A 24,642-nucleotide genomic window follows, 5' to 3' on the forward strand; every position below is an offset into this window, starting at 1 on the left:
TCCACTTTGAAGACTGATCTGGTTCCTTTGCAGTTAATGTAATAAATGCTTCCATCGCGCGACTAACCATTAAGTCAACTTGAGCAGCCAGAACCGGAGGTGCGTCATGTGTAGTTCACCCAAAACACAGCAGGCCCAACAACCGAAACAGAACCAGTTTACAAACAGCAGCCTGTCCAGTTCTCAAATGGCCTCGTTCGCTGCGGTGGCCAACGCTGCACAGGCAAGACGCGAGCAACGCGAGAAGCGCAAGAATGCTCACCCCACATCCACCAATGTGGCTGAAGTCAGACCGCAGGCGCAGCAACGCGGTGGAGAGTCATACTTTGCCACGCTGTTACGTAAATGGCTGAAAAAGGCACACCTTGCTTGATGGCTTCAACTCTGTACCCCAGCCACTCCTTTAATTAAGAACACACCAGGCGCACTGCTTCCGCTGGGTCTATGATCAGGCAAGGCGTTGTCAAAATAATGGAAAGCCGAGCACTCGGCCGGTGGCCCGGCCGGGCAAGCAATTTTTAACGCCCTTAAGCCAGTAGAGGTTAAACCATGAAGCTATTGAGATTTTCAGCAGTTGCCGCACTCATATTCGGCACTTCTTTCGCTTTTGCAGCCGAAGGGCTGATCCAGATAAAAAGCCCTGACTCGGTTGCAGTCACGGCCGATCGCTTCGAGCAGGCAGCAGAAGATCGTGGCCTGAACATTTTCGCCCGCATTGATCATGCGGCGGGTGCCGAAAAGGTGGGCAAAACGCTCAGGCCGACCGAACTGCTGATATTCGGCAGCCCCAAGGCGGGCACACCCTTCATGCAGTGTGCGCAAAGCGTCGGCATTGACCTGCCCCTCAAGGCGCTGGTCTGGGAAGATGAGCAAGGCCAGGTATGGCTGGGCTATAACGACCCGGACTATTTGGCCAGCCGCCATCTCGCAGAAGACTGTCCTGTGGTAACAGGGATTGCCGGCAACCTGTCTGAGCTTGCCGCCATCGCCACAGGCAAAAGCCGCTAACCGGCTTCAACAGGCTTCTGGACCGACAGCCAGTGCAGAAGCCTGTCACTATTCATGGGCCTTGCAATGCCATAGCCCTGCAACAGATCACAGTCATGGGCGATCAACCACTCCGATTCAGATTCGGTCTCAACACCTTCAGCTACCACCCTCAAACCCAACTCTCGACAGAGCAGAATGGTTGACCAGACGATTGCGGCATTACGGGACGATTGATCAATGCCGGAAACGAAGGCGCGATCAATCTTCAGTTCATCGACTGGCAAGTCTCTTACATAGGCCAATGATGCATGGCCGGCACCATAATCATCAATTGATAACCTGACACCCAACCCCGAGAGCTGTTCAAGGTGCAGCTGGGCCGTTTCAGGGTCGTTCATCAGGGCGCTTTCGGTTATTTCCAGACACAGCTGTGATGGCGGCAGGCTATGGCAGACAAGTTGCTGTTGTATCTGAGTAACCAAATCAGCGCTCATAAGATCCAGGGCGGAGATATTCACTGATACGACCAGTTCGACTCCCTGCCGACGCCACTCGACAAGGTCACCGAGGGCACGGCTGATAACCCATGGCGTTATATTACGTACAAAACCGGTTTGCTCGGCAAAAGGAATAAAAACACCAGGTGCCACCATCCCCCTCTCTGGGTGTTGCCAGCGCACCAGAGCCTCAACTGCGCTGACACGCTTTGAACGGGCGTCATACTTGGGCTGATAGTGCAGCGTAAACTCATCACGCTGCAGTGCCTGACGCATCTCCCCCAGCAACGACAAATGCTCATGCGGCTCGGGCAAGGTGAATTCTGCAGCAAAAGCACAGCTTTCATGCCTGCGCTTGGCTGCCTTGAGGGCAATGTTGGCGCGCTTAAGCAGCACGCTGGCTGACTGACCATCTGCAGGGAAACAGGCCACGCCCACACTCGCGTCCATATCCAGCCGTTGCCCCTGCAGCTCAATCGGATCACGCAATTGCTGCATGATGGCCATGATTTCCGGCTTGGCTTTCTCAACCTCGATATCCCGCAACAGGATGGCAAATTCATCACTGTCGAGCCGTGCCACCAGGTGAGGCACCTGAATGCACTCGCTCAAGCGACCGGCTACCGCCTGCAGCAGCTCATCCCCGACTTCATGGCCCAATGCGTTGTTAATCTGCGCAAAACGGTTCAAATCCAGCAACGCCAATACTCCGCAGCCCTCCTTGACAGCCTTGGACAACTGTTCCAAAAACTGCGTTCGGTTAGGCAACTCCGTCAAGCTATCGGTGTAGGCCAATCGCCAAATACGCTGCTCACGCTGCACAATACTGTCACGCATGCGTGACAGCGATCTCAACAGCCGTCTGATTTCAATTAGATTTGATGTCGGTATCTGTTTACTGTAATTCCCCGCTGCAACAGCAGCTGCCACTTTGACTGCCCGTTGGAGTGGATCAGACAAACTCTTGGCGACCAGTACAGCCAAACCGGCACTGACCAGTAATGAACTAAACAGAATCAACATAATGATCAGTCGGGTATCGCTTATCATGACTTTCAGCCTTTCGGCTTCCGCGTGCATGAAGTCCTGCTGGTTTTCTGCAAGCCTGAACGTTGCAGCCAACAAATCCTGCAGCACCTGATCCGTATGTTGTTCAAAATGCTGACGTGCAGTCTCCAGCCCACTGATTTCAATCTGCTCTACTGTTAGCTGGAACAATTCACCATATTGTTGACGCAATGTGACAACTTCAGCGGTCAGGCTTGAGGGCGTATCCCGCGTCAAGGTTCTGATTGCAGCATCTGATGCAGCGAGTGCAGCATCCATGTTCAGATAAAGTGGCACACGCTGTTCACGGGTGGGCGTTTGTAGCAGTCGCAGTAGATAGATACTGGCATTTTGTGCCTGATGATTGGCTTTTTGCGCCAACATGACCCGTCGCGCACGGTCATCGACCAGCTCTTCGATGGTTGTTGTCAGCTCATCAAAACGCTGCAGCGACAAAACAGAAACCAGCAGCAAAAAAGCCAGCAATACTGAGAACGCCTGCAACAGGCGAGTTCTGACAGATGTTCCAGACTTCCGTTCAGACGTTAGTGCATTCATCTGCTTCTCCCGGTCTCATTGCCGGCATATTGAGGGGTCAGTACAGTTTGAAGGAGCCAACTACAGTCTCAGTGCCCTTGGCTGTTTGCAGTAACTGATCCGTGAGTTGGGCCAACTGCTCTGCAGCATCACGACTGGTACTGGCCATCCCTGCGATCTGAATGACTCTACCACTGATTACTTGACTTTCCTGAGCCTGTTGCTGCGCCAGCTCCGTCAAGTTTTCAAGGCTATCCAGTGATCGCTGCGCATCAGTTTGCAGGGTTTCCAAGGGGGCAACCAGCTTTTGTATCAATCCGGCCCCGCGCTCCATTCCGGTTCGGCCTTCAGCTATTCTGGTGGCTGACTCCTCAGTTTGGTTATTAATTGTAGCAATCACCGTATCGATCTGTGCAGTCACCTCAGCCGTTCTGCGCGCCAGATTCCTCACTTCGTCTGCAACAACGGCAAAGCCTCGGCCACTGTCACCGGCCCGTGCCGCTTCAATTGATGCGTTGAGCGCCAACAGGTTAGTCTGATCAGCAATTTCACGGATCAAGCCAACAGAGCCAGTTACCTCTTCTGCACTCAGGGTCAATCGCGTAACAGACTTGGCAGATTCCGCCACAATGTCAGCAATACGCGTAATTTCAGCTGCAGCTACTCCAATCTCTTGCACCCCCTGTTGTGCCAGGTCACGAGCCTTGAGCGCCTGGTCTCGCGTGATGTGCAAATCATCGACCATCGCTTCAGCACCTTTGCAGGACTGGACGACAGAGCGTTCTATTTCAGCAGTCTGCTGGCTCTGTCCATCGGTATCCGCTCGAACATCTCCCGCAACATGGCGCATCTGATCCGCCGCATGGCTGACTGCAGCAGCACTCTGACGAATCCTGTCAATCACTCTCAGAAGGTGCTCACGCATTTTCGCCATGCTCTGCAACAGAGTTCCCAACTCATCCGATATGCCCTCCGGTACCTGAGCACTCAAATCCCCGGCAGCAATCTGGTCGGCAGCCAGCACAGCCGCATTCAGAGGTCTGATAATACTGCGTGTGATCAGGACTGACATCAAGGCACCCAGAACCAGTGCACCGATTCCGATCAAGACCATCGTGTATACAGACCGTTCCGCCATAACGAGTGTTTGCTGCTGGCGCGTCTGCATACTGGCACGCTGTTGTGCCGCCAACCTTTCGGTAAACGCAAGCAGCTGATCGAGTGCCGCACGGGTTTCCCGTGCCATCATGGCACGCGCTTCGGCACGCCGCCCCATTTCGAGGGTTTCGACGGTGGCTTGCAGGTGATTTTGGTAAACCGTCCTTAGCTGCTCCAACTGGGAAAGCACCTCTGTTTGATCAGGGATCAGCGCCTGTAGACGTTCAGCTGCCTGATCCATTTCCTGATTACGGCTGTCCATTTCTCTGTAAAGCGCTATTCGCTGCTCTCTGTCCTCCAGAATGAACAGCAGCAACAGGCGACTGGCCACACTTTCGGCATTCAGGTTAATCACGCTGGCTTGCCGTGCCGTGGCTGCATCGTGATTGACCAGCTCACTGAACTCGCCTGACAACTGATCAAAGCGGACAACCGCAACCGCCAATGTCGCAACTATAAACAGCAGTAACACACCATAACTGATCGTCAAGCGGCCTCTGATCTGCATCTGTTTCTCCTGAGTGACAATCTATACTGGATATATTTGAGCACATGCTCAATAATCATGGCACCAGCGTCAAGCCATTTGACTGATTCAGCTAAGGTTTTATTACAACAAGAGAGTTATCAAGACGGCTTAAAAAAACTGTAAGTTTTGGCGGCTTCAGCATGACTAATCAGTGAACGTCAGGGACGCTCAAGATAAACCCCAACGGATGGGGCCTGAACAAAGAGGTGATCGACATGAATACCTTAATCAGAAAAATGTTCACTGCATCAGTTGTCAGCGCTGTTCTAAGCAGTGGTGCAGGCCTTGCTATGGCTGAAACCACAGCAAACTCAGCCTATTTGCAGCACTCGGCTGAAGTCGGGCACATCGGCTGGAACTGGTGGCAAAACAGCAGCCCAAGCACTCACGCCAGCGTCTGTGCTGATACTGAAACGAAGGCTCGCTTTGCCGAAACCGGCCCCATTGCATGGGACTGGTGGCGCAGCAGTCACACCCATCAGCAGATGGAAGAGTCACATGTACCCTTCCAAACGACAATTGCCAGTAACAGCGAACTGGGACACGTCCACTGGAACTGGTGGCGTAATCAGTCTTCGGCTGAACAAAACGGCGCACAGCAATGCTGATGCCAAAAATTGCGTGTCACGCAACATTGGTCAGGTGGCACGCAATTTTTTTGAAACAGGGTGTAAGAAAAGCTGACCTTATGCGACCAATGTCAGCGTTTTGAACACCCCACAAAAATGAAGAATGAGGTAACAACAATGAACAAGACCCTTTCGAAAGCATCACTTGCCCTGGCACTCGGTGCTGCACTTTCTGTTTCAGCTGTTCCCGGCACCGCTCAGGCGGCTGAAGTCGAGCAGGAAAAATGCTATGGCGTTGCCCTTAAAGGTCAGAACGACTGCAAGGCCGGCCCCGGCACATCTTGTGCAGGCACCTCTAAAATTGATTATCAAGGTAACGCCTGGTCTTTGGTGCCAAAAGGTACTTGCGAGCAGGTCGAGTCCAAGACCTCTCCAACAGGCTATGGTCAACTGCAGGCCTTTACCGAGAAACGCGGCTGATCGCCAGCCAACCTGAGGAAGGAGGCCACCGTGTCAGACTTGATCCATGTAAATCCTCTCTCGGCCGTGGGCAAATATATGCCCTGCCGAGCCGGCATCGGGCTCAAACCCGAGCACTTCGACGTGATTCTCGACACCCTGCCGGACATCGGCTTTTTCGAGATTCATGCCGAGAACTACATGGTCGACGGTGGCCCTTTCCACTTCTATCTTGAACGCATTTGCAGTCACTACCCCTTGTCGATTCACGGCGTTGGCCTCTCGATTGGTGCAGCCGCCCCTGTCGATGAGCAGCACCTGAGTCGTCTCAGACACTTGCTGGACCGTTACCAGCCCGCACTTTTTTCAGAACACCTTGCATGGTCAACGCATCAGGGACACTTTCTGAACGACCTGTTGCCCGTACCCTACACCCAGGAAACGCTGCGCCACGTTTGTGAGCAGATTGACCACATTCAGAACCGGCTCGGGCGGCGCATGCTGCTTGAAAACCCGGCTACCTATCTTGAGTTTGAGCAGTCCGAAATGTCGGAAACGGAGTTCATCACCCAGGTGGTTCGTGAAACCGGCTGTGGTCTGCTTTTGGATGTAAACAACGTGCATGTTGCCTGTACCAATCACAACCGCCGTGCTCTCGATTACATCCAGGCTCTGCCGCTTGAGGCAGTCGGCGAAATCCATCTGGCCGGTTTTGCCATCGACAGTGACAACGATGGCTCCCCCTTGTTGATTGACAGCCACGATGCAGACGTTGCGCCTCAGGTCTGGTCACTGTATGCCGATACACTGGCTCTTACCGGCCCGCGCCCCACGCTGCTGGAACGCGATGGCAACATCCCATCCTTGCAGACGCTCTGGGCTGAGGCTGACCAGGCGGAACAGCTTTTGCGCGCTCATCGGGAAGCGGGGACACTTCGACATGCATAAACCCTTCCATGATGCATTGTTGGATGCAGAGCTGACACTGCCTGCAGGTCTGACAAGCTGGAACCGGACGGGGTGTGAACGCCGTTTTGCGGTGTATCGCAATAATGTCGTGACATCTCTGATCGATGTACTGGCCGGAAACTTCCCGGTGGTACAGCAACTGGTCGGCGAAGCCTTTTTCCGCGCCATGGGGCGCGAGTTTGTTACGTTGAACCCACCGACAACTCCTATCATGGCGCTCTACGGTGAGCACCTTGCCGATTTTATTGCGGCTTTTCCGCCCGCTGCCTCTGTCCCCTACCTGGCGGATATGGCACAGCTTGAATACGCCATCCAGACAAGTCGTCACAGCGCCGACTGTGAGCCCATCTCAGCCGACAGACTGGCAGGCCTGGTTGTAGACGAGGAGGCACTCACACATACCGGGGTCAAATTGGCACCCGCAGTTCAGGTGTTGAGTTCAAATTTTGCCATTGCCTCACTCTGGCATGCGCACCAGGGCAGTTCAGGAGCCGATTTAAGCCAGATCAGGCTTGATCAGCCCGAAATCCTCATGCTGTCACGGCCTGCATTGGAGGTGGAGCTGCATATCATTGATGCCGGAGCGGCCGAGTTCATCCGTAACTTGAATCAGGCGACACCGCTGGCGCAAGCCGCAGAAACGGCTCAGCCCTTTGACCCGGTTGCTGTACTGCAGCTGTTGATTCAGCAACAGGCAATTACAGACCTGGCCTCTTTCTCATTCAGCAAGGAATCCGAGTATGAATAGCCTGATTGATGTTTACAGCCGCCTACTGAAACTGTTCGGGTGCATTCCGCATTCTTTCATTGCATTGCTGGGCCGCTTTTCCATTGCCGCCGTATTCTGGCAGTCCGGTCAAACCAAAATAGAAGGCCTGGTCATCAATATCGTCAGTGGCGAATTCAGTCTGGGCTGGCCCAGACTGGCAGGTTCAACGGTATTTCTGTTTCGTGAAGAGTATCAGCTCCCGCTGATTGCGCCGGAGATCGCCGCCGTCATGGCCGCAACGGCAGAGCACCTGTTTCCGATACTGATACTTCTGGGCTTTGCGACTCGCCTCTCGGCCCTGTCACTGTTGATCATGACCGCCGTGATACAGCTGATGGTGTATCCGGGCGCGTACGCGACCCACGGTGTATGGGCCGTGGTGTTGCTGTATTTGATGGTATACGGTGCAGGAAATCTCTCTGTGGACCACTTGGTAAAATTGAAGACGAAAGCTTGAGCCCTGTAAACACACTGATCGAGAACCTGCCCGGATGACCCCATGACTCAGCCAGAACCGACTGAACAGAGCCTGACTGACCCGGTCTTTTTGACCGAACTGCGACTGCAGATGAACAAGTTTGCCACCCTGCAGTTGCAGGATCAGAGCCTTGCCGAGGATGCGGTACAGGAAGCCCTGTTGGCGGCGCTGAAAAGCGCACATGCCTTCAACCGCCGTTCAGCTCTGAAAACCTGGGTGTTTGCCATCCTCAAGAACAAGATCAGCGATCTGTTGCGCAAGAATCAACGCTATGTCAGTACCGACAAACTGAAAGACGGTGAGGAGACATCGGATGATGCTTTGTACGATACACTGTTCAACCAGCGCGGTTTCTGGCATCCACACGAGCGGCCCGTCAAATGGAACCAACCTGATGCCGACATGGAAAACAGCCATTTCTGGCAGGTGTTCGATGCCTGCTTGAACTGCATGCCGGAGAAGTATGGACGCCTGTTCATGATGCGCGAATTTCTGGAGCTGACAACCGATGAAATTTGCAGCAATGAGATGATCAGCGCCAACAGTCTCAATGTGACGCTCTACCGCGCCCGACTCAGGCTGCGCGAATGTCTGGAGAACCGCTGGTTCCAGAAGGAGGCCATATGATGATGAACTGCAAACAGGCGACCGCCCTGCTGTCACAGCAGATGGATCGCCCGTTAACACTCAGGGAGCGGATGTCGCTCAGGTTCCACACGATGATGTGCTCAGGCTGCAGTAATTTCGACGACCAGATGCACGACCTGCGCCATATTACGCGAGTCTATGCAAAAGGCAGAGACATAACGGAGGACGAAGAAACCGGGCGCGGTTCAGAATAACGCGTCGATCATGGCACGGATCGCAGCAGGGTCTCCACCGCAGGACCGATAGCTGCGCAGGCCCATCATCTTGATCTGCAGCTCTTTCGCCAGTGCATCAACATCTGTGTCAGGCCCAAGCTCATGATCCACTACCGCCTCCTGCAGCAGGCGAGCGAACAGCCGTTCGGTCTGCTTCAGCAGCCGTTCGGCCTGCGCAGCAAGTTCCGGCTGGCTATCGGCCAGCTCAACCAGTGTGCGAACCAGCAGGCACATGGGGGCCTGCCGCTCACTCGAACCGCACAGCCCCTGATAGAAAAACTCACGAAATGCAGCCGTCACGGACCCCGTCTGCTCACGGGCAGCCAGCAACCGGGACTCTGTAGCATCGGCATAGAAGTCGAGTGCCTGACTGTAAAGCCCGGCCTTACTGCCAAACGCGCTGTACAGGCTGCCCGGATTCAGGCGTACCTGCTGCTGAAGATCTCGGGTCGATGTACCGGCAAAACCCTTTTCCCAGAACAGCAGCATGGCGCGCTGAACAACCTCATCCGGTTTAAATTTGATGGTATTAGCCATGGAGTTCCATCGTGACAGTCAAAAAGGCCATTATACCCCAGAACCCTCAGGCAAAATCTGCAAACCGCTCATCCAAGGGCGTGTCGGCCAAGTGGTTGATGTAGTTACTCATTGTCTTTTGCGCCAGCCCCAACACAATTTCCAGCAACTGACGAGTACCATACCCTGCCGCGAAGAAACGCTGTTTGTCCTCTTCCGACAACACTCCGCGATTGCGCATCAATGCCAGTGTCGTGTCATGCAGCACTTGCAGCTTTTCCGTTGGCATCGGCTTGCCATTGCGCAGCGCATCGGTCAGCGCATCGTCAACCTTCATCATGCTGGCAATGGCTGCATGCGCAGGTACACAGTAATGACAGTTATTTTCGACATTGATGGTTTGCCAAATAACCGTCAGCTCCTGCGCATCAAAATCAGACTGTTGGAAAAGCTTATGCAGCAACTGGTATGCCTCAAGCGTGGCCGGTGATTCAGCCATTACACCGTGCAGATTGGGAATCACACCGAAGCCCTTGATGGAATTTTCAAGCAGCGGCTGACTGTCGACAGGTGCCGACTCGATATCATGAATCTTGAAATGGCTCATCGCATTACTCTCCTTTTTGAAGAACACCTTCAAAATTGAGCAATTGCTCAATTATCATTAGCAGGCTAAGTGACAATCCTCAGGCTGTCAAACTAAGCAGATGAAGAAAAAATGACTGAAGTGTTGTAATAAAACGCATGCTTGCGTTGACTAACAAACACCTGAACTCATTTTTCACCGCATGGAGCCTGCAATGCTGTCGACCATTGAACTGCTGGAAGTGACCGACTTCCCGAATATACGCCGCGACAGGACACAGACCCTGCAGGTCAACCTCGGCTATCGCTGTAACCAGACCTGCCTGCACTGCCATGTCAACGCCGGCCCCAACCGTACCGAAATGATGAGTGACACACTGATCGAGTTGATTGTGCAGGTCCTCAAGGCGCGCAATATCGGCACCCTGGACCTGACCGGCGGCGCACCTGAAATGCACCCGCGCTTTCGCGAACTGGTTCGCGCTGCACGCGCACTGGGCGTGAAGGTGATCGATCGCTGCAACCTGACCATTCTGTTTGAAGCGGATCAAACAGGCCTGGCCGAGTTTCTCGCCGAACATCAGGTGGAAGTCGTGGCCTCCCTGCCCTGCTACTCGGTTGAAAACGTGGACAAACAGCGCGGCAAGGGGGTGTTTGACCTGAGCATTGCCGGGCTGCAGAAACTGAACGCGCTTGGCTACGGCCAACCCGATACCGGTCTTGTACTCAACCTGGTCTACAACCCGCAGGGCCCTTCGCTGCCGCCGCCGCAGCAGGCACTGGAAGCCGACTACACGCGTGAGCTGGCAGAACACTTCGGTATTGTCTTCAATCAGCTGTTCACCATTACCAACATGCCGATCAAGCGGTTCGGCTCCATGCTGCTGTCCAAAGGTCAGTTTGAGCCCTACATGCAACTGCTGAAGGACAATTTCAGCCAGACCAATCTGGACAATCTGATGTGCCGCAGCACCCTCAGCGTTGACTGGCAGGGTCAGTTGTATGACTGCGACTTCAACCAGCAGCTGGAAATGCCTGTACCGGGCACGCAACGCCACCTTGAGGATCTGCTCAACGCCGATCTGGCCGGCAGCACGATCTGCACCGGCGACCACTGCTATGGCTGTACCGCCGGTCAGGGCAGCAGCTGCGGTGGTGCCATAGGAGACAAGGGATGAAAAAACTGCTGATAATCGTCATCATCGCCGCCGTTGCCGGCGCCTTCTTTATGCTCGATCTGCACCAGTGGCTGACACTGGATGGGCTCAAATCGGGCCTGGGCCAGTTCGAGCAGTGGCGCAGTCAGTTTCCGCTGTTGATGGCCGGCGGTTTCTTTCTTCTGTATGTGGTCGTGACCGCGCTGTCACTGCCCGGTGCCGCCGTGATGACTGTTGCTGCCGGCGCCCTGTTCGGTCTGCTTCAAGGCACACTGCTGGTATCCTTTGCATCCACCATCGGCGCCACCCTGGCGTTTCTGGTGTCGCGCTATCTGCTGCGTGACTCGGTACAGCAACGGTTTGGTTCACGGCTGGCAGCCATCAACCGCGGCATCGAGCGTGATGGAGCATTCTATCTGTTCACCCTGAGGTTGGTGCCGGCATTCCCCTTTTTCCTGATCAACCTTCTGATGGGCCTCACCCCGATCAAGGCCTGGACATTCTACTGGGTCAGCCAGATCGGCATGCTGGCCGGCACCTTTGTCTACGTCAACGCCGGCACCCAGATTGCACAGCTTGAAACCCTGTCCGGCATTCTGTCGCCTGACCTGCTGATCTCCTTTGCCCTGCTGGGACTGTTCCCGCTGCTGGCGAAGAAGGTGATTGGATTGATTCAGCGCCGCCGGGTTTATGCCCGCTGGCAAAAACCGGCTCGGTTTGACCGTAACCTGATCGTGATCGGTGCAGGTGCCGGTGGGCTGGTGTCGTCCTACATTGCCGCCGCCGTGAAAGCCAAGGTGACCCTGATCGAAGCCAACAAAATGGGCGGCGATTGCCTCAACTACGGCTGCGTCCCCAGCAAGGCGCTGATCAAGAGCGCCCGTGTCGCCCACCAGATCAAACATGCCGAACGCTATGGCCTTGAAGCGGCAACACCCCGGTTTTCCTTTCGTGCCGTCATGGCGCGTATTCATGAGGTGATCCGTCAGGTAGAGCCCCATGACAGCGTTGAGCGCTATACCGGGCTGGGTGTCGAAGTCCTGCAGGGGCATGCCAGCCTGATTGATCCCTGGACGGTGGACGTTCGCCTGCACGATGGCAGCCGCCAGCGCCTGACCGCCCGCAGCATCATTCTCGCCACCGGTGCCAGCCCGGTTGTGCCACCACTGCCGGGACTGGACGAGACCGGCTATGTCACCAGCGATACCCTGTGGGACAGGTTTGCTGAACTGGACACCCCACCGAAGCGGCTGATCGTGTTGGGTGGCGGTCCCATCGGCTGTGAGCTGGCACAAAGCTTTGCACGTCTGGGTTCAGACGTGACCCAGGTGCAGCGAGGCCCACGCCTGCTGCCGCGTGAGGATGAGGAAGTGGCGCAGCTGGTGCAGGCCTCCATGCAGGCCGACGGCGTACAGATTCTGACCGGGCACGCCGCCCTGCGCACCGAGTTGCGCGAAGGGCGCAAGTTCCTGATCTGCGAGCATCAGGAACAGGAAACAGCACTGGAATTCGATCAGCTGCTGATCGCCGTAGGCCGACAGCCACGCCTTACCGGTTATGGACTGGAGACACTGGGGATCGAAACCAGGCGCACAGTCGTCACCAACGACTATCTGGAAACCCTCTACCCCAATATTTATGCCGTGGGTGATGTGGCCGGCCCCTATCAGTTCACCCATACGGCGGCCCATCAGGCGTGGTACGCCGCCGTCAATGCCCTGTTCGGGCAGTTCAAGCGCTTTCGCGCCGACTACCGCGTGATCCCCTGGACCACCTTCACCGACCCTGAAGTGGCACGGGTGGGCCTGAGCGAGCAGGACGCGATTGAACAGGGCATCGCCTATGAGGTGACCCGTTACGATCTGGATGACCTGGATCGCGCCATTGCCGAGAGCGAACGCACCGGCTTCGTCAAGGTGCTCACGGCACCGGGCAAGGATCGCATTCTCGGCGTCTGCATCGCCGGCAGCCACGCCGGTGATCTGCTGGCCGAATTTGTACTGGCGATGAAGCACGGGTTGGGCCTGAACAAGGTGTTGGGCACCATTCATACCTACCCCACCTGGGCCGAAGCCAACAAGTATGCGGCCGGTGAATGGAAAAAGGCACACGCCCCCGAAGCGGCCATGAAATGGCTGCAGCGCTACCACAGCTGGAGGAGGGGCTGAGATGTCCGCCCGGGCCGATCTGGCGATCGTGGTGCCGGTCCTGAACGAGATCGAGACACTGCCCCTGCTGTTGGAGCATCTGCGTCACTGGCAGCAGCGCGGTGTCGAGGTGCTGCTGGTCGATGGCGGCAGTCGTGATCACACCGCTGAAACCGCTCGGGCATTGGACTTCAGAGTACTGGATGCCGCGCGCGGTCGCGCCACTCAAATGAACAGCGGCGCGCGAGCCTGCAAAGCGGACAACCTGCTGTTCCTGCATGCCGATACACGTCTGCCGGATGGGGCGGATCAGACCGTTCTGGCCGAGCTGGCACGCTCACCGCTCGCCTGGGGTCGCTTCGATGTGCAGATTGAAGGGCGTTCACGGATGTTGCCGCTGATCGCTCGCCTGATGAATCTGCGTTCCCGCCTGAGCGGCATTGCCACCGGCGATCAGGCGCTGTTCATGAGCCGTGAGCTGTTCGAGCGGGTCGGCGGCTTCCCCGAACAGCCGTTGATGGAGGATATCGAGATCAGCAAACGGCTTAATTCGATTGTTGCCCCCACCTGTTTGCGTCAGAAAGTCACCACCTCCGGCAGGCGCTGGGACAGCCGTGGCAGCTGGCGCACCATCCTGCTGATGTGGCAACTGCGCTGGGCCTACTGGCGTGGCACCCCGGCACAACAACTGGCGGAGCGCTATCGATGAACACTGCACGCATCATCATCATCGCCAAGGAACCCAGGCCCGGCCTGGCCAAAACCCGGCTGATTCCAGCACTGGGTGCGCAGGGTGCCGCCGAACTGGCCGACCGGCTGTTACACCACGTGGTTACACAGGCGCTGGCGGCGGATGTGGGGCCGGTGGAACTGTGTGTGACCCCGGACCGACGTGCCGACTACTGGCACCACTGGCACCACTGGCATGACAATGACCGGATCGAGCTGACCGAACAGTGTCACGGGGATCTGGGCCATCGCATGGCCACAGCGGCTCAACAGGGGCTGGCATCAGGACGGCCGGTGATGCTGATCGGCACTGACTGCCCACAACTCGAAGCACCACGGCTGAAGACCATGGCCGCCGCGCTGATGAAACAGGATGCCTGCCTCTGCCCCGTGCTGGATGGCGGTTATTCCCTGTTGGGGCTGCGCCGGTTCAATCCCCTGCTGTTCAGCGATATTCCCTGGAGTTCGGATCAGGTGATGGCTCTGACCCGTGACCGCCTCAAGCAACTGGGCTGGGTTTGGCATGAGAGTGAACCGCTCTGGGATCTGGACGAGCCGGAGGATCTGGCTCGACTGAAGCACTATCCACCTCTGTCAGGAGGCTCGATATGAGAAGCCGCTTGCTGTGCGCCACTGTTTTGAGTGCATCGCTATGCACCCCGGCCCTGTCGGGGGCTGAAGTCGTCATGCTGGGCGATTTCAGCCGCTACAACAGCCTGCCGAAGGAACCCTGGCAGCTGGTGCGTTTCGATGAAAAAATCCCGGCAACCCGGTACAGCCTGAGCAAACATCAGGGAGTTGCAGCCGTTGAAGCCCGTGCCGATGGAGCCATGGCGCTGCTGGCGCGCCCGTTACAGGTGGACCTGGATCAGACGCCGGTACTCTGCTGGCGCTGGTGGGTCGACAGCCCCATCGAACAGGCTGACATGACCACCAAAGCGGGCGATGACTATGCAGCCCGCGTCTACGTCACCTTTGACCTGCCCGACAGTGCCTTGAGCTTCGGCACACGCATGAAACTGGGCCTGGCCCGCACGCTGCACGGCGATGACCTGCCGGATGCCGCCATCAACTATATCTGGGACAACCGTCATCCCATCGGCACAACGGCGGATAATGCCTATACCGACCGCGCCCGGATGCTGGTACTGCGCAGCGGCAGGGACGGCACCGGCCGCTGGGTTGAAGAACGCCGCAACCTGCTGACGGACCTGCAGCAACTGTTTGGCGCCGAGTCGGCCCGCACCCTGCAACTGGCCATAGCATCCGACAGCGACAACACCGGTACTCAAACCGGCGCCCTGTTTGCCGACCTTCACATGGTAACGGCCGAGGCCCCGTGCCGGTTTCCTGCCACTGCGGCACCAGGACCCACCCCCGACAACCTGACCGACACGCACGAGAACTGAGATGAACACTTCACTGGCTGTTTTGATTCTGATCGTGGCTACTTTCTCGCTTTTTCTGTCCCGCCGCAGTACACAGGAAAGCGGCTTTTTTCATGGCCGCTCTGCCGAAGGCAATGCACCGGGGCTGATCACGCTGATTTTCTCTCAGGTTACCACCTGGATCTTTGCCCGTTCGCTGCTCAATGCCGCCATCCTGGGCTTTTACTACGGCATTTGGGGCACGCTTGCCTACGCCGCCTACTACCTGTCGTTTTTTACCGGCGCCCTGATCATTGACCACTTGCGCTTTCGGCAGGGACACACGAGCATTCAGGCATTCCTGCATGAGCGCTTCGGCCACTGGGGCACCCGCTGCTACAACCTGGTGATCGGCGTACGTCTGATCAGCGAGGTGTTCGCCAACCTGCTGGTGATCGGTATTCTGTTTGGTGTGGCCGGTTCTCAGGCCTATACCCTGGCGGTGTTGGCCGTATCGCTGGTGACCCTCATCTACTCCATGCTCGGTGGCCTGCACGCCAGCCTGCGCACCGACCTGTTCCAGATGCTGGTATTCCTTGCGGTGCTGGGGCTGTTGCTGATCTTTGCCGTCGGCGGTGGCCACTTTTCTGCCACCCTGCTCGACTTCAAGCCCTTTGCCATCAGTGATCCCGGCCCGATTCTGCTGCTGGTTGCCCTGCTGCAGGTGTGGAGCTACCCGATGCATGACCCGGTGATGATGGATCGCGGCTTCCTTGCCGACCGCCGTACCACCTGGCGCAGCTTCATCCACGCAGGCTGGATCAGCACTCTGTGCATTCTCGCCTTTGGCTCACTGGGCGTCATTGCAGGTGCCGGTGCCTTCAGCGGTGAAGACATGAACCAGGCGCTCACCCGGTTGTTGGGTGAGTGGCCGATGCTGCTGTTCAGTGCCACGCTGGTGATTTCGGCCATGTCGACCCTGGACAGCACCCTGTCCAGTTCCGCCAAACTGGTGGTGATGGATATGAAGCTGGTCCCGGCACGGGTAAACAACGGCCGTATCGCCATGGTGCTGTTCATGCTGTTGGGGCTGGCGCTGGTGTTCTGGGGCAACAAGGACCTGTTCAGCGCCGTGGCGGTCAGCGGTACCGCGTCCATGTACCTGGCCCCGGTCATCTTTTTCAGCCTGTGGGGCAATCAACGCGACATTCCGCTGTGGAGCTATCTGGGCAGCTTTGTTGTAGCCCTTGGGGGTGCGGTGCTCTATTTCACCGAGTCCTCGGGCTACAGCGCTCTGTTGGGCGAGGCACACAAGTACACCAAGCTGTTGTGGATCTCACTGGCCGTGCTGGTCATCGGCTGCCTGATGTTCCAGATCGGCAGCCTGAGTGCCCGCCGCCCCCGACCATCGGACAGCCGGATGCAGGTACAGCCATGATGATCAACCCGAAGAGGGACCTGGGACTGTTGAACGGGCCTGTATTGCTGTTTGGTGGCCCCTACAGCAACCTGGCCGCCACCGAAGCGATGCAGGCCGAAGCACAGCGGCTGCAGATTCCGCCCGAGCGGATCATCTGCACCGGTGATGTCATCGCCTACTGCGCCGAGCCTGCCGAAACTCTTGAATTGATCAGGCGCTGGGGCATCCATGTGGTACAGGGTAACTGCGAGCAATCATTGGGAGCAGATGCCCCCGACTGCGGCTGTGGATTTGACAGCGGCAGCAGCTGCTCACTGCTGTCGATCGAGTGGTATCGCTACGCCAGCCAACGGGTCAGCCCGGAGCAGCAGTACTGGATGGCCGAGCTGCCGGGGCAACTGGATTTTCAGCTGGGCTCACTCCGATTCAGCGTGGTACATGGCAGCACTCAAAGCATCAACGAGTTCATCTTCCCGGGCACTGCGCAGGCACTGAAACAGGCACGTCTGTCAGCCACCGCTGCCGATGCAGTGGTCGGGGGCCATTGCGGTATTCCCTTTGGCGAGCGGCTGGACACCGGCTACTGGCTTAATGCCGGTGTCATTGGCATGCCAGCCAACGATGGCACGCAGGATGGCTGGTATCTGCTGCTGAAACCTGACAACGATGACATCAGCGCCCATTGGCACCGGCTGCCGTATCAGGCACAGCAAAGCCGACAACGGATGCAACAAGCCGACCTTTGTGATGCGTATGCGCAGGCGCTGATTACCGGGCTCTGGCCCAGTGTCGATATTTTGCCTCACCGGGACAGACAGTTGAGTGGACAGCCGCTGCAAATCAAACCGCTTGAACTGGCAAAGCAAAGTTCCATGAACTAAACATAGAGGTTAAAGGTTTCAGACAGGTCTCAATCAGGATCGGAGGCAGGCATGAACACTGGTAACCTCAACACCCCTTCTTTACTAAGGCGACGGCACAGCGCCTCAGAGCACTTCATCGAAGCGCTGCTGGAAAAGGCTGACATTCAGGTCAACGGCTCTCGACCCTGGGATATTCAGGTACACTCACCAGAGCTGTTCGACCGGGTCATCGCCCAGGCCAATCTGGGGCTGGGCGAAAGTTACATGGATGGCCTTTGGGACTGCGAGCGACTGGATCAGTTTTTTGACCGCGCCCTCAGTGCGCGTCTGGATCAGTACATTCGCCCCTCACGCCTGTTGCTGCATTACCTGCGAGCCCGGCTGATGAACCTGCAGAACAGCAAGCGTGCCTGGCAGGTCGGGGAACGGCATTATGATCTGGGCAACGACTTTTATGCCACCATGCTGGACCCGCGCATGACCTACACCTGCGGTTTCTGGAAACATGCCAAAACACTTGAACAGGCGCAGGAAGCCAAGCTCGACATGATCTGTCGCAAGCTGGAACTGGAGCCCGGCATGCGTGTTCTCGATATCGGCTGTGGCTGGGGCAGTTTCATGGGGTATGCCAGCGAGCACTACGGCGTGAAATGTGTCGGCGTGACAATTTCCAAAGAGCAGATGCGCTGGGCCCAGGAGCGCTACAGCAATCTTGGCCTCGAATTCCATCTGCAGGACTACCGTGAGGTGCATGGACGCTTTGACCGCATCGTCAGCGTTGGCATGTTTGAGCACGTGGGGCGGCGCAACCACCGCACCTACATGCAGGTGGCCGAGCGTTGCCTGGAAGACCACGGCCTGTTTTTGCTGCACACCATCGGCAAGAATGTGCGCCATTCAGTGACCGACCCCTGGATTGATCGCTACATCTTCCCCAATGGGGACCTGCCCTCCATTGGTCAGATCGGTGATGCGGCTGCCGGTCTGTTTGTGACCGAGGATCTGCACAACTTTGGCGCCGACTACGACAGAACACTGATGGCCTGGCATGCCAACTTCGAGGCTGCCTGGCCCCGCTTCAGAGAGCAACTGGGCAAGCGCTTTTATCGCATGTGGCGCTATTACCTGCTCTCTTGCGCCGGAGCCTTCCGTGCCCGCGACATTCAGTTGTGGCAGTGGGTGTTCTCACGCCATGGTGTCCGTGGCGGATACAACCGCTACACCTGAAGCCGATTCAATCCGCCCAAACCAGTGTCTGCGGTTTGCTGGCTGCACCCACGAACAGATGCCCCACATCAGGCACCGCGAAGCAGCGATCGCCACGTTTGGGCTGCCGCCGGTTGAACTCGGCATGGCTAATGCCAACCTCCCAGATCTCGTCACCGGCCCAACCATCCGGGCGCAACTCGACCCTCACCTCTGAGCCGATCAGGCTGACCGCTTCGATGTTGAACGGCAGGTAGGCATGCTCGGAGGGCTGCTCGACCAGTCTGACCTCATGGGGGCGCAGGCAGAGTTGTGCCTCGCCTTGCGGCGCGGCCTGCGGCAGCCGGACCCAGGCCTCACCCTGGCTCAGTCGATCGGTGTCGATTTGTCCCGAGAGCACATTCACATGCCCCAGAAAATCGAACACGAAGCGGCTTTCCGGTCGGGCATAGAGTTCTGTGGGTGTATTGACCTGCTCCACCCGACCATGACTCATCACCACAACCTGATCGGACAACTCCAGCGCCTCTTCCTGATCGTGAGTCACGAAGATGCTGGTAAAGTGGAATTCGTCATGCAGGCTGCGCAGCCAGCGGCGCAAGTCCTTGCGCACTTTCGCGTCCAGCGCCCCGAACGGTTCATCCAGCAACAGAATCCGCGGCCGGGTCGCCAGTGCCCGTGCCAGAGCCACACGCTGTTTCTGCCCACCGGACAGCTGAGCGGGATAACGATCTGCCAGCTGCGGCAGCTGAATCATCTCCAGCAGCTCATTCACCCGCTTGCCGATCTCGGCTTTTGAAGGGCGTTCGCGGCGTGGCAGTGACTCCAGACCGAAGGCGATATTCTGCGCCACTGTCAGGTTGCGAAACAGCGCATAGTGCTGGAACACAAAGCCGATATTGCGATCACGCACGTGCAGCTTGCTCACATCCCGATCACCGAACAGGATGCGCCCCTGATCATTGCTCTCAAGACCCGCAATGATGCGCAGCAACGTGGTCTTGCCGGAGCCGGACGGCCCCAGCAGGGCCGTGAGCTGACCTTCGGGAATCTCCAGATTCACATCATGCAGCGCCTGAAAATTACCAAAGAACTTGTTTACTTGTTCGATTCTGATGGTCATGCGCCTGTCCTGTCACTCGGTGTTGCTTCGGTTTCGCGGCTTTGGTGCCACTCCACAAACCCTTTTACCGCCAGGGTAATAACGGCTATGCCCGCCAGAAGAGAGGCACTGGCAAAGGCCCCTACGATGTTGTAATCCTGATACAGCAGTTCCACATGCAGCGGCAGTGTGTTGGTTTCACCACGGATGTTGCCGGACACCACCGACACGGCACCAAACTCGCCCACTGCCCGCGCATTGGTCAGCACCACGCCGTAAATCAGCGCCCACTTGATGTTGGGCAGGGTGATCTTGCGGAACAGCCGCCAGCCCGAGGCACCGAGTACCACCGCGGCTTCTTCCTCTTCGCTGCCCTGCTGCTGCATCAGCGGGATCAGCTCACGGGCCACAAAGGGACAGGTGACAAACACTGTCACCATGACGATACCGGGCCAGGCGAACATCAACTGAACGTCGTAGTCGCTGAGCCAGCTCCCTACCCAGCCGTTGTTGCCATACAGCACCAGATACAACAGGCCCGCCACCACCGGTGATACCGCAAAGGGGATATCGATCAGGGTGATCAGCAGCTTGCGCCCGGGAAAACGGAACCGGGTAACGGCCCAGGCCAGCGCCGTGCCAAACACCAGATTCAGTGGCACCGTCAGTGCCGCTACCAGCAGGGTCAGGCCGATGGCATGCAGGGTGATGCTGTCGCTCAGGTTTTCCATATAGCCTGTTACCCCGGCACTGAACGCCTGCACAAAAATCAGCACCAGCGGCACCAGCAACAGCAGTACCGCCAGCGTCAGGGTCAGCCCAACCAGTGACCATTTTACCCAGGGCTGATCACCAATACGGTTGTGTTGTGCACGTTTCATATCGCCTTACCGTCCCGCCAGCCGACGCAGGAACCGTGCCTGCCAGAGATTGATTGCAAACAGCAGTACCAGCGACACCAGCAGTACCACGGAGGCGATGGCACTGGCAGCGGCATAGTCAAACTCCTGCAGCCGAATAAAGATCATCAAACTGGTTACTTCACTCACATAAGGCATGTTACCGGCGATGAAAATGATGGCGCCAAACTCGCCAAGGCTACGCGTGAAGGACAGCGCGATACCGGTCACCAGTGCCGGCCATATCGCCGGAAATACTACCTGACGGAACACCCGTGTATCACTTGCCCCCAGTGTGATCGCCGCCTCTTCATCTTCCGGAGCCAGGTCTTCCAGCACCGGCTGAACGGTACGCACCACAAAGGGGATACTGGTGAACGACATGGCAACCACAATGCCCAGCGGCGTAAAGGCCACATCGATTCCCAGCTGTGTCAGCCACTGGCCGTACCAGCCATTTTGCGAAAACAGCCCCGCCAGGGTGATACCGGCAACCGCTGTAGGCAGTGCAAAAGGCAGGTCCACAACGGCATCGACCAGCCGCTTGCCCGGAAACTCATACCGCACCAGCACCCAGGCCAACAACAGGCCGAACACACCATTGAACAGCGAGGCTGCCAGCGCTGTCCAGGCCGTTACCTTGTAGGACTCCACAACCCGTGGGTCCGTGATAACCGACCAGAACCGCCCCCAGCCCATGCCTGAGGTTTCCACCACCAGCCCACTGATGGGCAGCAGCAACACCAGACTGACAAAAAACAGCGAGATGCCAAGGCTCAGTGCAAAACCGGGCAGAACCCTTTTGCCTTTTTTGCCAAAAAGGCGCCCCCCGGAGGGAGCGCCTGATGGTGGCTGTACAGAGAGTTGCCGTGAAGTCACCTATCCGCTCCTAGCGACGCTGCAGTTGGTCCAGTTTGCCACCGCTGGCGAAATGTTCATCCATCGCCTTCTGCCAGCTGCCGGTAATGGCCTGAATCGGCAGCAGCTCGACTTCAGGGAAACGATCAGCCGTTTCGGTTTTCACGGTTTCGTTGTGCACGCGGTAGTTGTAGCCGGCCAGCAGACGCTGAGACGCCTCCGAGTACAGTTCTTCCAGATAGGCCTTGGCCAGATCGGTTGTACCATTGCGCTCGTTGTTGCTCTCCAGCCAGGTCACCGGGAACTCGGCCAGGAAGCTGACTTTCGGTGTTACTGCCTGATAGGCACCCTGATGGCTGTCGGCCAGGTTGAGAATTTCGCTCTCGAATGTCAGCAGTACATCACCGATGCCACGTTCAACAAAAGTGGTGGTGGCACCGCGGCCGCCGGTATCAAATACTTTTACCTGGCGCAGCAGCTTGGCCAGAAACTGATCGATTTTGGCCTGGTCATCGCCGAACACTTTCTGGGCATAGCCCAGTGCGGCCAGATAGGTGTAACGGCCATTGCCCGAGGTTTTCGGGTTGGGCATCACCAGGGCCACATCGTCACGAATCAGGTCATCCCAGTTCTGAATGTTTTTCGGATTACCTTCGCGTACCAGAAACGCCATGGTGGAGTAATAGGGAGAGCTGGCATTGGGCAGACGCTCGGCCCAGTCGGCCGGAATCAGATTACCGCGCTCATGCAAAATATCGATATCGGTGACCTGATTGAAGGTCACCACATCGGCACGCAGCCCCTGCAGAATGGCCTGGGCCTGCTTGGAAGAGCCAGCGTGAGACTGTTTGATGGCAACAGTTTCGCCGGTTTTTTCCTGCCAATGTGCCTTGAAGTGCTCGTTGTAGTCAGCGAACAGCTCGCGGGCAATGTCGTATGATGTGTTGAGCAGTTCACGCTCTTGTGCCAGTGCCGGCTGAGACAGCAGGGCGGCGCCCAGTACAGCAGCCTTGATCCAGTGTTTCATGATTTCACCTTTTGTTCGGGTCTTGAGAATGGATCCTTTATAACAAAAGGAAATCAATAAAAGAAATCTTATAATTTTATACTTATATGCAGATTAGCTATATTAATACCACTGAAAAGGATCGCCTGTACCTGCCACTCAGGATCTGTATAATGTTGCGCTCTTTGTTCAACCCGATTCAGGATGCGCTGTGAAGATCACTCCGCCCTAATACTCCTGTCACACGGCTCCGAGACACTTCCTGTCATGGCGAGCCCACTGCTGCCTTGTTTTTACAGGTAGCCTTCCGTTTCTGATGTTGCCGTCAGCGCGCCGTGCGTGGGCCTGTGCCCCAAAAGCGGCCCTGTTTTGATTCGTCTGTCGGTAATAAAACCTGACTCAATACGTCAAAACTCAAGAGAACCGCAATGCTGCAAAAAATCAAACAGGACTGGTTTTCCAATGTCCCCAAGGACCTGCTGGCCGGGACGGTCGTGGCCCTGGCCCTGATTCCCGAAGCGATCGCCTTTTCCATAATCGCCGGCGTTGACCCCAAGGTTGGTCTTTACGCCTCTTTCTGTATCGCCGTGATCATCGCCTTCGTGGGCGGTCGCCCGGGGATGATCTCCGCTGCCACCGGTGCGATGGCACTGTTGATGGTGACGCTGGTAAAGGATCATGGCCTTGAATACCTGCTGGCCGCCACCCTGCTGACCGGTGTGATTCAGATTCTGGCCGGCTTCCTCAGACTGGGGGATCTGATGCGGTTTGTGTCACGCTCGGTCGTGACCGGCTTTGTGAATGCGCTGGCCATCCTGATCTTCATGGCCCAGCTGCCTGAACTGACCGATGTGACCTGGCATGTCTATGCCATGACAGCGGCCGGTCTGGGTATCATCTACCTGTTTCCCTACATTCCAGTGGTCGGCAAAAACCTGCCCTCACCACTGGTCTGCATCGTGGTCCTGACTGCCGTCGCCATGGTGTTCGGCATAGATATCCGCACCGTGGGCGATATGGGCGAGTTGCCGGATACGCTGCCGATCTTCCTCTGGCCTGATGTACCGCTTAACCTTGAAACCCTGATGATTATTCTGCCCTACTCGGTTGGTCTGGCTGTGGTCGGCCTGCTGGAATCGCTGATGACCGCCAACATCGTCGATGAACTGACCGATACCAGCAGCGATCGTAACCGTGAGTGCAAGGGCCAGGGCATCGCCAACATCGGCTCCGGCCTGCTGGGCGGAATGGCCGGCTGTGCCATGATCGGCCAGTCCATTATCAACGTGAAATCCGGTGGTCGCGGGCGCCTGTCCACCTTTGTAGCGGGCCTGTTCCTGATCATTCTGGTGGTTTTTTTGGACGAATGGATCAGCAAAATTCCGATGGCCGCGCTGGTTGCGGTGATGATCATGGTCTCCATCGGCACCTTTTCCTGGGCCTCTATCCGTGACCTGAAGAAACACCCGATGTCGACCAATGTCGTGATGATCGCTACCGTTGCCGTGGTGGTTGCCACCCATAACCTGGCGATCGGTGTATTTGTGGGTGTGCTGCTGGCCTCACTGTTCTTCGCCAACAAGGTGGGCCAGTATATGGCAATCCGCTCCAGCAAGGATGATGCGACTGCCACCCGCACCTACACCGTCACCGGTCAGGTGTTCTTTACCTCGGCGGAAAAATTCATCGCCTCCTTTGATTTCAAGGAAGTGCTTGATAAGGTCGTAATCGACCTGAGTCAGGCACACTTCTGGGATATAACGGCAGTTGGCTCACTGGACAAGGTCGTGATCAAGTTCCGCCGCGAAGGCGTGGAAGTTGACGTGATTGGCCTCAATGAAGCCAGTCGCACCATTGTGGACAAGCAGGCGATCCACAATAAGCCGGAAGAAGTCGAAAAATTCATGGCCGGGCACTGAGGA

General features: G+C 56.9%; 26 protein-coding genes. 18 read left to right on the forward strand and 8 right to left on the reverse strand.

Translation table 11 applies throughout. The features are described 5' to 3' along the window. The first annotated feature begins 106 nt into the window (after positions 1–106). Both ABIE60_RS00240 and ABIE60_RS00245 read left to right on the forward strand, forming a co-directional pair. Positions 107–373, forward strand: a complete 267-nt coding sequence (locus ABIE60_RS00240) for a hypothetical protein (RefSeq protein WP_354466812.1) — start codon at positions 107–109, stop codon at positions 371–373. 176 nt (positions 374–549) lie between these two features. Further along, on the forward strand, positions 550–1,008 hold the full coding sequence (locus tag ABIE60_RS00245) for a DUF302 domain-containing protein (protein ID WP_354466813.1): 459 nt from the start codon (positions 550–552) through the stop codon (positions 1,006–1,008). Here the strand turns inward: ABIE60_RS00245 and ABIE60_RS00250 are convergent. Both ABIE60_RS00250 and ABIE60_RS00255 read right to left on the reverse strand, forming a co-directional pair. Beyond that, complete coding sequence (locus ABIE60_RS00250) at positions 1,005–3,092, reverse strand: putative bifunctional diguanylate cyclase/phosphodiesterase (RefSeq protein ID WP_354466814.1); 2,088 nt, start codon at positions 3,090–3,092, stop codon at positions 1,005–1,007. The genes ABIE60_RS00245 and ABIE60_RS00250 overlap by 4 nt on opposite strands. A 37-nt stretch (positions 3,093–3,129) precedes the next feature. After that, a complete protein-coding gene (locus tag ABIE60_RS00255; RefSeq protein WP_354466816.1) occupies positions 3,130–4,737 on the reverse strand; it encodes a methyl-accepting chemotaxis protein in 1,608 nt (535 codons plus the stop codon). Between the two features lie 227 nt (positions 4,738–4,964). Between ABIE60_RS00255 and ABIE60_RS00260 the strand changes: the two genes are divergently transcribed. The 7 genes from ABIE60_RS00260 to ABIE60_RS00290 all read left to right on the forward strand — a co-directional run bounded on the left by ABIE60_RS00260 (position 4,965) and on the right by ABIE60_RS00290 (position 8,844). After that, entirely contained in the window at positions 4,965–5,366 is a 402-nt protein-coding gene (locus ABIE60_RS00260) for a hypothetical protein (RefSeq protein ID WP_354466818.1), read from the forward strand. Between the two features lie 138 nt (positions 5,367–5,504). Next, positions 5,505–5,807, forward strand: coding sequence for a BufA1 family periplasmic bufferin-type metallophore (locus tag ABIE60_RS00265; protein WP_354466819.1), 303 nt, complete (start codon positions 5,505–5,507; stop codon positions 5,805–5,807). A 30-nt stretch (positions 5,808–5,837) separates the two neighbouring features. Beyond that, positions 5,838–6,734, forward strand: a complete 897-nt coding sequence (bufB, locus tag ABIE60_RS00270) for an MNIO family bufferin maturase (protein ID WP_354466821.1) — start codon at positions 5,838–5,840, stop codon at positions 6,732–6,734. Next, positions 6,727–7,503, forward strand: a complete 777-nt coding sequence (locus tag ABIE60_RS00275; protein WP_354466822.1) for an HvfC/BufC family peptide modification chaperone — start codon at positions 6,727–6,729, stop codon at positions 7,501–7,503. The genes bufB and ABIE60_RS00275 overlap by 8 nt, the downstream gene beginning before the upstream one ends. Next, positions 7,496–7,981: a DoxX family protein gene (locus ABIE60_RS00280; protein WP_354466823.1), complete on the forward strand. Its 486-nt coding sequence runs from the start codon at positions 7,496–7,498 to the stop codon at positions 7,979–7,981. The genes ABIE60_RS00275 and ABIE60_RS00280 overlap by 8 nt, the downstream gene beginning before the upstream one ends. A gap of 42 nt (positions 7,982–8,023) precedes the next feature. After that, positions 8,024–8,629, forward strand: coding sequence for a sigma-70 family RNA polymerase sigma factor (locus tag ABIE60_RS00285; protein ID WP_354466825.1), 606 nt, complete (start codon positions 8,024–8,026; stop codon positions 8,627–8,629). Next, complete coding sequence (locus tag ABIE60_RS00290; protein WP_354466826.1) at positions 8,629–8,844, forward strand: zf-HC2 domain-containing protein; 216 nt, start codon at positions 8,629–8,631, stop codon at positions 8,842–8,844. Before ABIE60_RS00285 ends, ABIE60_RS00290 begins: the two co-directional genes overlap by 1 nt. On the opposite strand, the gene ABIE60_RS00295 is transcribed toward ABIE60_RS00290, so the two are convergent. Together ABIE60_RS00295 and ABIE60_RS00300 are read right to left on the reverse strand one after the other, a co-directional pair. Further along, positions 8,836–9,402 (reverse strand): TetR/AcrR family transcriptional regulator, encoded by a 567-nt coding sequence (locus tag ABIE60_RS00295; protein ID WP_354466827.1) that lies wholly within the window; start codon positions 9,400–9,402, stop codon positions 8,836–8,838. The genes ABIE60_RS00290 and ABIE60_RS00295 overlap by 9 nt on opposite strands. Positions 9,403–9,448: 46 nt before the next feature. Beyond that, entirely contained in the window at positions 9,449–9,988 is a 540-nt protein-coding gene (locus ABIE60_RS00300) for a carboxymuconolactone decarboxylase family protein (RefSeq protein ID WP_354466828.1), read from the reverse strand. Between the two features lie 193 nt (positions 9,989–10,181). Here ABIE60_RS00300 and arsS point away from each other — a divergent pair, with 193 nt between their 5' ends. From arsS to cfa, 8 genes are read left to right on the forward strand one after another with little or no spacing between them, the layout of a single operon-like run. Further along, a complete protein-coding gene (gene arsS, locus ABIE60_RS00305) occupies positions 10,182–11,144 on the forward strand; it encodes an arsenosugar biosynthesis radical SAM (seleno)protein ArsS (RefSeq protein ID WP_354466830.1) in 963 nt (320 codons plus the stop codon). Continuing rightward, on the forward strand, positions 11,141–13,291 hold the full coding sequence (locus ABIE60_RS00310) for a dihydrolipoyl dehydrogenase family protein (protein ID WP_354466832.1): 2,151 nt from the start codon (positions 11,141–11,143) through the stop codon (positions 13,289–13,291). Before arsS ends, ABIE60_RS00310 begins: the two co-directional genes overlap by 4 nt. A gap of 1 nt (position 13,292) precedes the next feature. Further along, complete coding sequence (locus ABIE60_RS00315; RefSeq protein ID WP_354466834.1) at positions 13,293–13,979, forward strand: TIGR04283 family arsenosugar biosynthesis glycosyltransferase; 687 nt, start codon at positions 13,293–13,295, stop codon at positions 13,977–13,979. After that, on the forward strand, positions 13,976–14,611 hold the full coding sequence (locus ABIE60_RS00320) for a TIGR04282 family arsenosugar biosynthesis glycosyltransferase (RefSeq protein WP_354466835.1): 636 nt from the start codon (positions 13,976–13,978) through the stop codon (positions 14,609–14,611). Before ABIE60_RS00315 ends, ABIE60_RS00320 begins: the two co-directional genes overlap by 4 nt. After that, on the forward strand, positions 14,608–15,408 hold the full coding sequence (locus ABIE60_RS00325; RefSeq protein ID WP_354466837.1) for a DUF3047 domain-containing protein: 801 nt from the start codon (positions 14,608–14,610) through the stop codon (positions 15,406–15,408). Before ABIE60_RS00320 ends, ABIE60_RS00325 begins: the two co-directional genes overlap by 4 nt. Before the next feature lies 1 nt (position 15,409). Continuing rightward, entirely contained in the window at positions 15,410–16,804 is a 1,395-nt protein-coding gene (locus ABIE60_RS00330; protein WP_354466839.1) for a sodium:solute symporter family transporter, read from the forward strand. Continuing rightward, positions 16,804–17,667, forward strand: a complete 864-nt coding sequence (locus ABIE60_RS00335) for a metallophosphoesterase family protein (RefSeq protein ID WP_354466840.1) — start codon at positions 16,804–16,806, stop codon at positions 17,665–17,667. The genes ABIE60_RS00330 and ABIE60_RS00335 overlap by 1 nt, the downstream gene beginning before the upstream one ends. 51 nt (positions 17,668–17,718) lie before the next feature. Beyond that, entirely contained in the window at positions 17,719–18,876 is a 1,158-nt protein-coding gene (gene cfa / locus ABIE60_RS00340; protein WP_354466841.1) for a cyclopropane fatty acyl phospholipid synthase, read from the forward strand. 7 nt (positions 18,877–18,883) lie between these two features. Here cfa and ABIE60_RS00345 read toward each other — a convergent pair whose 3' ends face one another. Genes ABIE60_RS00345 through cysP form a run of 4 tightly spaced genes read right to left on the reverse strand, consistent with a single transcriptional unit; the run spans position 18,884 to position 22,741 of the window. Continuing rightward, positions 18,884–19,978 (reverse strand): sulfate/molybdate ABC transporter ATP-binding protein, encoded by a 1,095-nt coding sequence (locus ABIE60_RS00345; RefSeq protein WP_354466842.1) that lies wholly within the window; start codon positions 19,976–19,978, stop codon positions 18,884–18,886. Then, on the reverse strand, positions 19,975–20,838 hold the full coding sequence (cysW, locus tag ABIE60_RS00350) for a sulfate ABC transporter permease subunit CysW (RefSeq protein WP_354466843.1): 864 nt from the start codon (positions 20,836–20,838) through the stop codon (positions 19,975–19,977). Before cysW ends, ABIE60_RS00345 begins: the two co-directional genes overlap by 4 nt. Before the next feature lie 6 nt (positions 20,839–20,844). Beyond that, on the reverse strand, positions 20,845–21,735 hold the full coding sequence (gene cysT, locus ABIE60_RS00355) for a sulfate/thiosulfate ABC transporter permease CysT (RefSeq protein WP_354466845.1): 891 nt from the start codon (positions 21,733–21,735) through the stop codon (positions 20,845–20,847). Positions 21,736–21,745: 10 nt separating this feature from the next. Continuing rightward, complete coding sequence (cysP, locus tag ABIE60_RS00360) at positions 21,746–22,741, reverse strand: thiosulfate ABC transporter substrate-binding protein CysP (protein WP_354466847.1); 996 nt, start codon at positions 22,739–22,741, stop codon at positions 21,746–21,748. A 407-nt stretch (positions 22,742–23,148) separates the two neighbouring features. Here cysP and ABIE60_RS00365 point away from each other — a divergent pair, with 407 nt between their 5' ends. Beyond that, positions 23,149–24,639, forward strand: a complete 1,491-nt coding sequence (locus ABIE60_RS00365) for a SulP family inorganic anion transporter (protein WP_354466848.1) — start codon at positions 23,149–23,151, stop codon at positions 24,637–24,639. The last annotated feature ends 3 nt before the right edge of the window (positions 24,640–24,642 follow it).

This window comes from Marinobacterium sp. MBR-109 (genome assembly GCF_040547565.1).
GTDB lineage: Bacteria > Pseudomonadota > Gammaproteobacteria > Pseudomonadales > Balneatricaceae > Marinobacterium.